This is a genomic window from Lutibacter sp., assembly GCF_013041805.1.
GTDB lineage: Bacteria > Bacteroidota > Bacteroidia > Flavobacteriales > Flavobacteriaceae > Lutibacter.
This window is the reverse complement of record NZ_JABDRI010000018.1, coordinates 80,851-93,652: the sequence shown is the minus strand read 5'-3', so window position 1 is coordinate 93,652 and position 12,802 is coordinate 80,851. Positions and strand designations below refer to the sequence as shown.

General features: G+C 30.0%; 11 protein-coding genes. 7 read left to right on the top strand and 4 right to left on the bottom strand.

Translation table 11 applies throughout. The features are described from left to right. The 3 genes from HKP59_RS02400 to HKP59_RS02390 form a co-directional block, all read left to right on the top strand. A partial coding sequence (locus HKP59_RS02400) for an Ig-like domain-containing protein (RefSeq protein ID WP_291803127.1) occupies window positions 1-3,396 on the top strand: 3,396 nt, incomplete at its 5' end. A 14-nt stretch (window positions 3,397-3,410) separates the two neighbouring features. Next, entirely contained in the window at window positions 3,411-4,331 is a 921-nt protein-coding gene (locus HKP59_RS02395) for a type IX secretion system membrane protein PorP/SprF (RefSeq protein ID WP_291803125.1), read from the top strand. 18 nt (window positions 4,332-4,349) lie between these two features. After that, window positions 4,350-6,260, top strand: coding sequence for an OmpA family protein (locus tag HKP59_RS02390; RefSeq protein ID WP_291803123.1), 1,911 nt, complete (start codon window positions 4,350-4,352; stop codon window positions 6,258-6,260). A gap of 663 nt (window positions 6,261-6,923) precedes the next feature. Here the strand turns inward: HKP59_RS02390 and HKP59_RS02385 are convergent. Beyond that, the gene (locus tag HKP59_RS02385; protein WP_291803121.1) at window positions 6,924-8,957 is read right to left on the bottom strand and encodes a M3 family metallopeptidase; all 2,034 of its coding nucleotides are present in this window, start codon (window positions 8,955-8,957) and stop codon (window positions 6,924-6,926) included. 171 nt (window positions 8,958-9,128) lie between these two features. Between HKP59_RS02385 and HKP59_RS02380 the strand changes: the two genes are divergently transcribed. After that, window positions 9,129-9,323, top strand: a complete 195-nt coding sequence (locus HKP59_RS02380) for a hypothetical protein (RefSeq protein ID WP_291803120.1) — start codon at window positions 9,129-9,131, stop codon at window positions 9,321-9,323. Window positions 9,324-9,465: 142 nt separating this feature from the next. After that, window positions 9,466-9,636: a hypothetical protein gene (locus tag HKP59_RS02375; protein ID WP_291803118.1), complete on the top strand. Its 171-nt coding sequence runs from the start codon at window positions 9,466-9,468 to the stop codon at window positions 9,634-9,636. Here the strand turns inward: HKP59_RS02375 and purE are convergent. From purE to HKP59_RS02360, 3 genes are read right to left on the bottom strand one after another with little or no spacing between them, the layout of a single operon-like run. Continuing rightward, window positions 9,631-10,122 (bottom strand): 5-(carboxyamino)imidazole ribonucleotide mutase, encoded by a 492-nt coding sequence (purE, locus tag HKP59_RS02370; RefSeq protein ID WP_291803116.1) that lies wholly within the window; start codon window positions 10,120-10,122, stop codon window positions 9,631-9,633. The genes HKP59_RS02375 and purE overlap by 6 nt on opposite strands. Window positions 10,123-10,129: 7 nt before the next feature. Beyond that, window positions 10,130-11,275, bottom strand: coding sequence for a 5-(carboxyamino)imidazole ribonucleotide synthase (locus HKP59_RS02365; RefSeq protein WP_291803132.1), 1,146 nt, complete (start codon window positions 11,273-11,275; stop codon window positions 10,130-10,132). A 48-nt stretch (window positions 11,276-11,323) separates the two neighbouring features. Then, entirely contained in the window at window positions 11,324-11,740 is a 417-nt protein-coding gene (locus HKP59_RS02360) for a hypothetical protein (protein WP_291803114.1), read from the bottom strand. Window positions 11,741-11,860: 120 nt separating this feature from the next. Here HKP59_RS02360 and greA point away from each other — a divergent pair, with 120 nt between their 5' ends. After that, window positions 11,861-12,337, top strand: coding sequence for a transcription elongation factor GreA (gene greA, locus HKP59_RS02355; protein WP_291803112.1), 477 nt, complete (start codon window positions 11,861-11,863; stop codon window positions 12,335-12,337). Window positions 12,338-12,415: 78 nt separating this feature from the next. Next, on the top strand, window positions 12,416-12,802 hold the full coding sequence (locus HKP59_RS02350) for an HIT family protein (protein ID WP_291803111.1): 387 nt from the start codon (window positions 12,416-12,418) through the stop codon (window positions 12,800-12,802).

Here is a 12,802-nt window from a genome sequence, read left to right as displayed (position 1 = left end):
GCATTAGCAGGAGCAGGAACTTATACCTATACAATTGCAGCGACAGATTACTGTCCAGAACTTACAGCAGATGTAGTAGTAACAGAAAAACAAGTTAACACATCAATTGAATCAACTGGTTTATTATTAACTTGTAGTATTGATAGTGTTACATTGACTGCGAATGTAGGAGAAGAAGGTACTTATACTTATAATTGGAGTAACGGTGAGATGACTGACACTATTGATATTTCTAATCCAGGAAGTTATACAGTAGTTGTAACAGATTTAGAAACGGGTTGTTCAGTCAGTAGTTCTGTGATAATTGCTCAAGATATTACAAAACCTGTAATTTCTCTTGAAGCTGATACAACTGAATTAACTTGTGATGTTACAAGTATTGAGTTGACAAGTGAATTTATAAGTATTCAAGGTACAGCTAGTTACTTATGGAGTAAAGATCAACAACTAATTACTGGAGAAACATCTTCAACTATTACTGTTACTGAGCCAGGTGAATATTATGTTGTTGTAACTGACAGAAACAATGGTTGTTTTGGTGTTGATAAAATTGTAATTACACAAAATATCACTCAGCCAGAAGTCATCATTGTTGGGAATGAAGAATTATCATGTTCAAATCCTAGTATAACTTTAGATGCTAGTCAAACTATAGTTATTGGTGATGCTAGTTATTTATGGAGTACAGGAGATACTTCAGCGACACTTGAAGTTATGGAGCCAGGTGTATATACTGTTACAGTAACTGACTCTGAAAGTGGATGTTCTAGTATAAATGAAATAACTATTTCTTATAATTGTACATATGCAATTGATGACATCAATGATACTTATATGAATATTGCAGTAGCAGGGAATGTATTAACCAATGATGAGGATGAAGAGGGAAACACACAGACCGTTACAGGAAATACGAATGCGGATAATGGAACTGTAGTATTAAATTCAGATGGAAGTTATATTTACACACCAAATGATGGTTTTGTAGGTACAGATAGTTTTGAATATACAATTTGCGATGATGGATCACCACAAGCATGTGATACAGCAACAGTAACAATAGAGGTAATGGATATTACAGTATCCAACAATCCACCTGTAGCAAATAATGACACAGCTACTACAGAGCAAAATATACCTGTAGATGGTAGTTTATTGCCAAATGATTTTGATCCGGATGGTGATCTAATTACTGTTAATACTATAGTTATAAGCGGTCCAACACACGGAGTAGTAGTAATTAATTCAGACGGTTCATTTACATATACACCAGAAGATGGATTTACAGGGGAAGATACCTTTACTTATGAGATATGTGATAATGGAGATCCGGTATTATGTGATACTGCAGATGTTATAATTACAGTAATTCCATCTGATGATAATGAGAATGATACCTATGCGAATGATGATGCATACAATGGAGATCAAGAAAATGTAATAACAGGAAATGTATTGGATAATGATTTTGATCCAGAAGGAGATACTCAAGTGGTAAATTCTGGACCAATAACTGATGTGGCAAATGGAACATTGGTATTAAATTCAGATGGTACATTTGTTTATACACCAAATGATGATTTTGTTGGCACAGATAGTTTTGTATATGAAGTTTGTGATAATGGTAGTCCAATTGCTTGTGATCAAGCAACAGTTGTGATCACTGTGAATGCATTAAATTATACATATGCAATTGATGACATCAATGATACTTTTATAGATATGCCTGTTGTTGGAAATGTTTTAACAAATGATTTTGATGAAGAAGGCGATGTTCAGACGGTAACAACAACAACAGTAACTACTTCAGAAGGAGTTATAGTGACAATAGATGCATCAACTGGAGTTTATATGTATACTCCACCAGCAGGATTTATTGGAACAGATAGTTTTGAATATACTATTTGTGATAATGGAGATCTACAAGCTTGTGATACAGCAATAGTTACTATAGAAGTTTTAGATGTTACAAATGGAAATCATCCACCAGTAGCAAACAATGATACTTCAACTACTGAAGAAAATACACCGGTTGATGGTAATTTACTAGTAAACGATTTTGATCCAAATGGAGATACAATTACTGTAAACACAACACCAATTGAAAATCCTTCAAATGGTACAGTTGTAATTAACTCTGATGGAACATATACCTATACACCAAATGATGGTTTTATTGGAGAGGACACTTTCACTTATGAAATATGTGATAATGGAGATCCAGTATTATGTGATACTGCAACAGTTGTTATAACTATTTTACCAAACGGTGAAGTTGTTAATCATACCAATGCAAATGATGATGCATATAACGGAGGTGTAAATACAATATTAACAGGAAATATTTTAGATAATGATACTGATCCTGAAGGAGACACTCAAACGGTAAATACGATTCCTCAAGTTAATGTTGAGAATGGATCGTTGGTATTAAATTCGGATGGGACATTTGTTTATACACCAAATGATGGTTTTGTTGGTACTGATAGTTTCGTATACGAAGTTTGTGATAATGGTGATCCAATTGCTTGTGATTTTGCAACAGTTGTAATTACTATTAATCCAAGTAACTGTTTAGATTTTGAAATTTTTGTTGCAGTAACTTCAGAAACTTGTGAAGGAGCAAATGGATCTGCAACAGTTGACGTTTCAGGAGCTAGAGAACCTATAAATTATGTATGGAGTAACGGTCAAACGACTGAAACTGCAACAGGATTAGCAGAAGGTTTATACACAGTAACAGTGACTGATGCTAATGGCTGTGAAACAACAACGGAAGTAACTATTAATTTTGAAGGAACTAATCAGGAAGTGGAAGTTGATAATATTCTTGTCTTATGTGTTTTAGACAGTTCTATAAACCTAATAACAGATGAAACGAATGGTTTATCTTCATTAGTTGATAATTTTGTTACTGGAGGTACTTGGTTCGATAATCAAAATAGTGGAGGCTTAAGTGGAGATTTCTTCGATCCGTCAATTGTTAATCTAGGAGATTATGAATTAACATATGAAGAACCAGGAGATTGTGGTAGAATTATAACTCTTGTTGTAAGCGTAAATGATGATTGTGTTGTGCTTCCTTGTTCAACAGAAGGTAGTATAGAAATATCAAAAGTAGTTACAGCAAATAATGATGGTGTAAATGATTTCTTTACAATTTCTGAAATAGCCTCTTGTGGATTTACTGCAGAAGTTACCATATTTAACCGTTGGGGAAAAGTTGTGTATCAATCAAATAATTATCAAAATAATTGGGGTGGATACCATGATAACTCTGGTTTAACAATAGGTACGAATAACAAATTACCTGCAGGAACTTACTATTATGTTGTTAATATAATTGGTAGTGGTTATAGACCAATAACAGGATATATTTATTTAGGAACTAACTAATAAGAATAAAAACTATGAAACGTTTAATTATAATTATAGTATTATTAATTCTAGGGTTTGAATATTCAAATGCTCAGCAATTACCGCAATTCACTCAGTATATGTATAATACTATTGCTATTAACCCAGCATATGCAGGTAGTAGAGGAGTATTAAGTATAGTTGGTTTAAATAGAAATCAGTGGGCCGGATTTGATGGTGGACCTCAAACACAAACTTTATCTATTCATTCTCCATTAAGAAATGAAAAAATAGGTCTTGGATTGTCAATGATGAATGATAAAACAGGATACGAAAACTTGACATATATTTATGGAGATTTTTCCTATACAATTCAAGGAAATGAGAACTTTAAGATTAGTTTTGGTTTGAAAGCAGGTTTAACAACTTATAAATTAGCAAGTGAATTATATAATTCTGCTGTAAATGGAAGTGATCAATACTTTAATGATAGATTAGATAGAGTGAACCCTAATTTTGGGGCTGGTATACTTTTCCATAGTAATAAATGGTATTTAGGGCTATCAATTCCAAAGTTATTAACGAATGATTTAAATGATACTGAATACGCTGCTTTAGAAGTGGTTCATTATTATGGTATTGGTGGATATGTATTCGAATTAAATAAGAACTTAAAATTAAAGCCATCTTTTATGATGAAATACACAAAAGGTGCAGCTTTATCTACAGATTTAACAGCAAATTTATTGTTTGATGAAAAAATTTGGTTTGGAGGATCTTATAGAATTAATGGCGCACAAAGATCTTTTGGAGCTCTTGTAGATTTTCAAGTTTCAGAGCAATTTAGGGTAGGTTATACATACGAAGTTCCAACAGGTGAAATAAGACCTTATACTACAGGATCTCATGAGATTTTATTAATGTATGAGTTTAAATTCACTAAGGGAAAAATGAAATCACCTAGATATTTTTAACCAAATAGAACTAAACTTATGAAAACTATAAAATTAATAACGATTGTTTTTTTATTGATATGTTCATCGTCATTTGGGCAATCAGGTAAATTAAAAAGAGCTGATAGACATTATAACAGTTTTTCTTTTGTGAAAGCTATTGAAAAGTATGAAAAATTAATTGATACAAATTTTAATAAAAGTTATGCTATGAGAAAATTAGGTGATTCTTATATGTATTTAAGAAAACCTAAAGAAGCTGTTGAAATCTATAAACATGTGGTTCAACAAGAAAATGTACCTGAAGAATATTATTATTTTTATGCACAGGCATTAAGAGGAGTTGGTAATTATGATGAGTCCAACAAATGGATGGTTAAATATGAGCAATTTGCGAGCGAAGACTCTCGTGTGGCTGAATTTTTAGAAAATGAAGATTTTATAAGTGCTATGTTTAATTTAAAAAAGCAGTATTCATTGGCTAACACAAATTTAAATACACCTTTTAGTGATTTTGGAGCAGTGGAATATAATGATGAAGTTGTTTTTGTTTCCTCAAAAGATGAAGGTATTTCAATAAAAAGAAAATATGCTTGGAACGCTCAACCTTTTTTAGATATTTATAGTGTAGGTAAAGATGGTTCTGTTGAAAAAGCTAATAAAATTAATGGTGAAGTGAATTCTATTTATCACGATGGACCGGTTTGTTTTACTGAAGATGGAACAAAAATGTACTTTACCAGAAATAATTTTAATGAAGGTGATAAAGGTGCCGATAATAAAGGAATAAACAATTTAAAAATTTACTCTGCTGATTTAGTGAATGGAGAATGGACAAATATTCAAGGTGTTCATTTTAATAATGATGAATACTCTGTAGGTCACCCATCAGTAAGTGAAGATGGAACAAAAATGTATTTTACATCCGATATGCCAGGAGGAATAGGAGGTTCAGATATTTATGTGGTGGATATAAATGACGATGGAACCCTAGGTACTCCAGAAAATATGGGAAATGTGGTAAATACAGAAGGAAATGAAATGTTTCCATTTATTCATAATGAAGGAACCTTATTTTTCTCATCTGATGGTCATGTAGGTTTTGGTCTGTTAGATGTTTTTGCAACAATTTCAGATGAAAATAATAGCATAGTTAATATATTAAATCTTGGAGAACCTATTAATAGTTCAAAAGACGATTTTTCTTATTATTTATCAAAAGAAGGATTTGATGGATACATTTCATCAAATAGAGAAGGCGGAGTAGGAGATGATGATATATATAAATTTACAAGAATACCCCCTTTAACGTTGAAAGGTCAAATTTTTGATGATGCAAATAATGAGCCTATTGTAAATGCTAAAGTTGTTTTAAAGGATGCTAATGGAGATGAAATTGCTTATTTCATAACTGAAGCAAATGGTTATTATGAGCATATTGTTGATAGAGATGCAAACTTTACTCTGGAGGGTACAAAAGAAAAATACACGTCTTTAACAAGAGAATTTAATTCTTTTAACTTGGATAGGGAAAAAGAATTGGTGGTTAATTTAAATGTTGGTATAAAACCAATAGAAGATGTAGTTTTATTAGCTGACTTAGAAATTATTTATTTTGACTTAGATAAATCAAATATAAGACCAGATGCAGCGTTAGAATTAGATAAAGTAGTTGCTTTAATGAATAAATATCCAGGAATGGTTATTAGATTAGAGTCGCACACAGATAGTAGAGCTAATGATGATTATAACATTAGATTATCAAACAGAAGAGCAAAATCTACTTATGAATATATTATTTCACATGGAATAAATGCTGATAGAATCACAAAATATGAAGGTTTTGGAGAGACTCAATTGGTAAATAAATGTTCTAATGGTGTGAAATGTTCTAAAGCTGAACATCAATTGAATAGAAGAACAGAATTTATTATTATAAAAATGAAATAAAGACTTAGCAGTCGTACAATAACATATCTTGATTATACTACCGTTGTGGGGACGACAATTTTTTCTCAAGTTATTATTTGCGGCTGCTTTTTATTTCTTTTTCAGGTTTAAACTTTATTTTTCAGTCTATATTCAAACTTTTTCCATTTTATAATTATTTTATTTTTAACTCAGATGTTAATGCAGAATAGGGTTACTTTATTTTTAGCAATAATTACTTACTAGACTTGCGAAAAAAATAAATAAAACTAATTTAAAGACTTAAGAAGAGTTCTTAATGTGAATTAAAAAAATCCAGAGTGATTATACTATTACATGTTACTAGCAAAACATGCCAGTATAATCACTTCTGAATTTAAATTTCATTCTTATTAAAAATATACTATTTCATTAATGTAAAAATCATCAAACTTGCTTTTGCATAAAACCAAATTTGATGATTTTTTGTAATTAATCAAATATTTGGGGTTGATTAATTTTGGGATTAACATGTCAAATCAAATTTCATAGAATAAATATGGGGCTTATGAAATTTTCATAGTACTAAATTACAAATTATTATTTATAAAAAAAATAAAAATCAACAAAAAGTACCGTTTATTTAAAATTTATTACCGTTTGTTTGCAAAAATAACCCTTTTAAAATAAATCAATTTTCATAATTTAATTTTTTAATAAGCCGGCACGTAATAGTAATGCTTTATTTGTAGGTTTCTTACCTCTAAATTTAAGGTATAACTCCATTGGTTTTTCAGTACCTCCTTTGCTTAAAATCTCAGATTTAAAATTTTGTGAAGTTTCTTTATTGAAAATACCTTTTTCCAAAAATAGAGCGAATGCATCAGCGTCTAAAACTTCTGCCCATTTGTAAGAATAATATCCAGAGGAATAACCACCTTGGAAAATATGAGAGAACGAAGTGCTCATACAATTTTCTATTACATCGGGAAATAGTTGTGTGTTTTTAAAAGCTAAGTTTTCGAATTCTTTCACTTGCTTTATTTCTAATGGATCTTCACTATGCCAATTCAAATCTAAAATACCAAAACTTAACTGACGCAACGTTTGTAATCCTTCTAAAAAGTTAGATGATTTTTTTATTTTAGTTATAAAATCCATAGGGATTGGATCTTGAGTTTCATAATGCTTTGCGAATAGGTTTAATGCTTCTTCTTCATAGCACCAGTTTTCAAATAGCTGACTTGGAAGTTCAACAAAATCCCAATACACATTTGTTCCGGATAAACTAGGGTAAGTGGTGTTCGCAAGCATTCCGTGCAATGCATGACCAAATTCGTGAAATAAAGTAGTTACTTCATTAAAAGTTAATAAAGATGGTTTTGTTGTAGTTGGTTTTGTGAAATTACATACTATTGAAATATGTGGTCTCGAATTTTTATAGTCTTTTTTCCATTGTCCTTTAAAGGACGTCATCCAAGCACCGTTTCTTTTCCCTTCTCTTGGAAAGAAATCACAATACAATAGTGCAATATAGTTGCCAGAATTATCAGTTACTTTATATGTTTTAACATCACTATGATACTTATCTATTGTATAAATTTCTTCAAAATTTAAATCGAATAACTTGTTCGAAATTATAAATACACCTTCAATAACATTTTCAAGCTTAAAATAAGGTTTTAATTGTTCTTCTTCTAGATCAAAAAGTTTCTTTTTTAGCTTTTCAGAATAAAAGGCACTATCCCATTTCTCTAACTGATTAATGCCATCTTTTTTTGCAAAATTTGAAAGATCTTCAAACTGTTTAATCGCAGCAGGTTTTGCTTTATTTAATAAGTCATTTAAAAAGGTTCTTACATGTGAAGGACTTTCCGCCATACGCTCCTCTAGCACAAAATGAGCATGAGATTGATAGCCTAATAAAGCGGCTCTTTTATGTCGTAATTTTACTAAATCTAGCACAATTTGTTGATTGTCATTTTTATTATTTTGAAATGCTCTTTTTCCAAATGCAATAGCTAAGGTTTTTCTTAAATTTCTATTCTCACTATATGTCATAAATGGAATATAGCTAGGGTAATCTAATGTGAAAATCCAACCTTCTTTATTTTTCTGTTTAGCGAGCATTTCAGCAGCTTCAATAGTTGTTTCAGGTAGCCCTGCTAGGTCTTTTTTTTCTGTTAAGTGAAGTTTGAAGGCATTTGTTTCAGCTAAAACATTTTCTCCAAATTTTAATTTCAATTTTGAAAGTTGAGCATCAACTTTTCGTAATTCAGTTTTATCACTTTCTATTAAGTTAGCACCATTTCTAACAAAGCTTTTATATTTTTTTTCTAATAAAGTTTCCTGTTCAGTAGTTAAATTTAATTCATCTTTAATATCATAAATTAATTGTACTCTTTTAAAAAGTTGTTCATTAAGTGTAATATCATTCCCAAATTCACTAAGCATAGGAGAAACTTCTTGTGCAATTTTTTGGATTTCATCGCTAGTTTCTGCCGAGTTTAAATTGAAAAATATACTTGAAATTCTATCTAACAGTTGTCCGCTAAATTCGAGGGCTTCAATTGTATTTTCAAATGTTGGGACTGTTGAATTTGATGTAATTATATCAATTTCTTGTTTTGCTACTTTAATAGCTGCTATAAAAGCTGGTTTAAAATGCTCATTTTTAATTAAAGAAAATGGTGCTGTTGAAAACGGATTATTGAATATTTCTAATAATGGATTGTTCATTTTTATTGATGAATATTGAAGTTATTTTTTTGTAAAGATATTACATATAGTGACTTTTTTAGTTGTTGAGTGTCATAAAATTATACAACAGTATAAAATGGATGTACCGTTTAAAAAAGCACAGGAACATTATTTATTGTTTAAAATCATAATTTAATAAATAGAATTAGTATGCACCCTACATTATTTCAAGAAAATTATTTGAAAGAGTTATTAGCAGAAATAATGAATAAAAATAATAAAGTTGTGAATAGAAATGATAAGAATAAAGTTAAAAAGTATATTATAAATACACTTAGCCCTAAGTTTAATTATAAAAACAACAAAGGAGAAATTGTTGCTCCCAAAAATAACATCTTATTTTAAGTTGTTTTTTAAAAATGTATTCACTCTAAACACCAAACCAAAATTAGCGATTATAAATAGTATAATTTTTTAAGAATAAGTATACTAAATTTTTATAATAACGTTTATAAAGTGTTCCCAAAGTTTAAAATTTTTCTAAGTTATGAGTTTAGCAACAGTATTTAATAATTCAAAAAGAAGAAAATCAAATTTTAATTTTGAAAAAGCCAATGGCACAAAAAATAAATTTGATATTAATACATTGACTCCAAAGTTTCAATATAAAAACAGCAAAGGAGAAATGGTTACTTTTATAAAAAGAGTACAATTATAGTTTCTTTTTTAAATCGTCATTTACCTTTAGCACTTTAGTTTTTAATTTTTCTTTATAATCAAGAACTTTTGTTTGTATATTTTTATTGGAACTTCCAATAATTTGTGCTGCCAAAATACCTGCGTTTAAGGCGCCATTTAAAGCAACTGTAGCAACAGGAACTCCTCCAGGCATTTGAAGAATTGATAAAATAGAATCCCAACCATCAATTGAATTTCTAGATTTTACAGGAACTCCAATTACAGGAAGTGGGCTTAATGATGCTACCATTCCTGGTAAGTGTGCCGCGCCTCCAGCACCAGCAATTATCACTGAAATACCTCTTGTATGAGCATTTTTAGCGTAATCAAATAATTTTTCAGGAGTTCTGTGGGCAGAAACTATGTCAACTTCAGTTTCTATATTAAATTCCTTTAAAATATCAACAGCTTGTTGCATAATTGGAAGATCTGAATTACTTCCCATAATTATTCCTACTTTACTCATTTTTATTTTATTTACTAATTACTCTAATAGTTTTTTTAACTTGTTCTGCTATTTTTCTAGCTTCAGCTATATCATTATTTACCACAGTTACATGACCCATTTTTCTAAAAGGTCTAGTTTGTTTTTTGCCATAAATATGAGGTGTAACATTATCCATTTTTAAAATTTCACTCATATTTTTATAAACAACATCTCCTGCAAAACCTTCTTCACCAACCAAATTTACCATAATTCCAGCAACTTTACTAGCAGTATTTCCTAAAGGAAGGTTTAAAATGCTTCGCAAATGTTGTTCAAATTGATTTGTGTAAGACGCTTCAATGCTAAAATGACCACTATTGTGAGTACGAGGAGCAACTTCATTGACTAAGATTTCATCATTTTTTGTTTGAAATAGTTCAACGGCTAACAATCCAATATGTTGAAAAGATTCAGCAACTTTTAAGGCTACATCTATCGCTTTTTTAGCAACTTCATTTGAAATTCTTGCAGGGCAAATTACATATTCAACTTGGTTAGCTTCTGGGTGAAATTCCATTTCAACAACGGGGTAAGTTTTAACTTCTCCTTCTTTATTTCTGGCAACAATAACTGCTAACTCATTTTTGAAAGGAATTAATTCTTCAATAATACAGGCTGTATTTGCAAGCCCATCCAAATCATTTTGAGTTTTTACAATTTTAACACCTGTTCCATCATAGCCAAATTGAGCAGACTTCCATACAAACGGAAATGAAATAGGTTCATTTTTTAGTTCATTAAGAGTTGAAAACCTTTTATGTGGTGATGTTGGAATTCCGTGCTTTACAAAAAAATCTTTCTGTCTTCCTTTATGCTGAATTGTTTGTAAGACGCTTGGTTGTGGATAAATTTCTAATCCTTCTTCTTCAAGTTTAAAAAGAGCATCAATATTAACATGTTCAATTTCAATGGTTAACAAGTCAACTTTTTTGCCAAAAGTATATACTGTTTCAAAATCGAGTAAATCTCCATGGTGAAATTCATTACAAATTTGGGAACAAGGCGCTTCCAAAGAACCATCTAAAATACATGTATATATATCATATTTTTGAGTTTCAGAAAGTAGCATTTTACCTAACTGGCCGCCGCCTAAAACACCTAGTTTAAATTTTGAAGAAAAATAGTTTATCACTTTTTGTTGGTTTTTCACAAAAGTAGCAATCTGTTTTTAATTTAGAAGTTAAAAATTAGTAATATTTATGGTTGAAGGGTTAATTTGATTTACTCTATATTCTCTTGCAAAGTGCAAATTTCCAGCTGTTTGTGGGGAGCCATCAATAATACTATATTCGCTATTATCGCAAGAGCACTTCATTTTTAAACTTCCATCAAAAATCATTGGAGAAGAGCAATCATTGTTTGGGCAAGCTCTCTCATATGCTTTATAAAGAGGTGTAAGTCCTGTATTAAGTACTAATATACCTCTAAGGCCTCCACTGGTTTCTGCCCATCCAGTTGGTGTTTGTAAATTAATATATTGAGGTAAATTTAGATCTATTGTAACATTTACCGATATATTAGGTAAAATATCATTGGTGTCATTTTTTTCGCAAGAAAAAAGAAATACAAGTATTACTAATAAAATACTATTTCGCATAGTTATAAAAATGAAGTTTAGTTGTAAATGACTGCAATTTACAAATATTTTGTACATTTGTATCAAATCTCATTCTGTTATCAGTTTTGAGATTTTTTGTATTTATTAAAATGATAAGTTATGAGTAAAATTTCGTACTATTCAGCTGAAGGAATGAAAAAACTCAAGAAAGAGTTAGAGCATTTAGAACATGTTGAGCGCCCTAGAGTTAGTAATGATATTGCTGAAGCAAGAGATAAGGGTGATTTAAGTGAAAACGCAGAGTATCATGCAGCAAAAGAAGAACAATCACATTTAGAATTAAAAATAGCAAAATTAAAAGAAGTAGTTTCTAATGCTAGAATTATTGATGAATCACTTTTAGATACTTCTAAAATATTGATACACTCAATTGTGAAAATTAAAAACACAACCAATAATATGGAATTCACCTATACATTGGTAGCAGATTCTGAAACAAATATAAAAGAAGGAAAACTATCTGTTAATTCACCAATAGGAAAAGGGTTACTTGGATTAACCGTTGGAGATATTGCCGAAATTCAAGTGCCGAGTGGAGTAATGAATTTTGAAATATTAGAAATTTCGAGAAGTTAAAAATATTGAAAATAATAGTAAAACCCTTTTCAGTTTTTTAATTGAAAAGGGTTTCTTATTTTTGATTAAAAATAGAAAATGTCAATATTTACTAAAATAATAAAAGGTGAAATACCTTCCTACAAAGTAGCTGAAAATGAACATTTTTATGCTTTTTTAGATATCAATCCAAATGCAAAAGGACATACTTTGGTTGTACCAAAAAAAGAAGTTAATAAACTGTTTGATTTAGATGAAGAATTATACAATGGCTTAATGAGTTTTTCGCGTAAAATAGCCTTAGCTATGGAAAAAGTAATTCCTTGTGAACGAATTGGTATGAGTGTAATTGGACTTGAAGTTCCTCATGTTCACGTTCATTTGATTCCTTTGCAGAAAATGGAGGATATTCAATTTATTAAAAAAGTAACTTTAGAACCAAGCGATTTTGAAGCAGTTGCCAAAGCAATTGCTGAAAATATATAA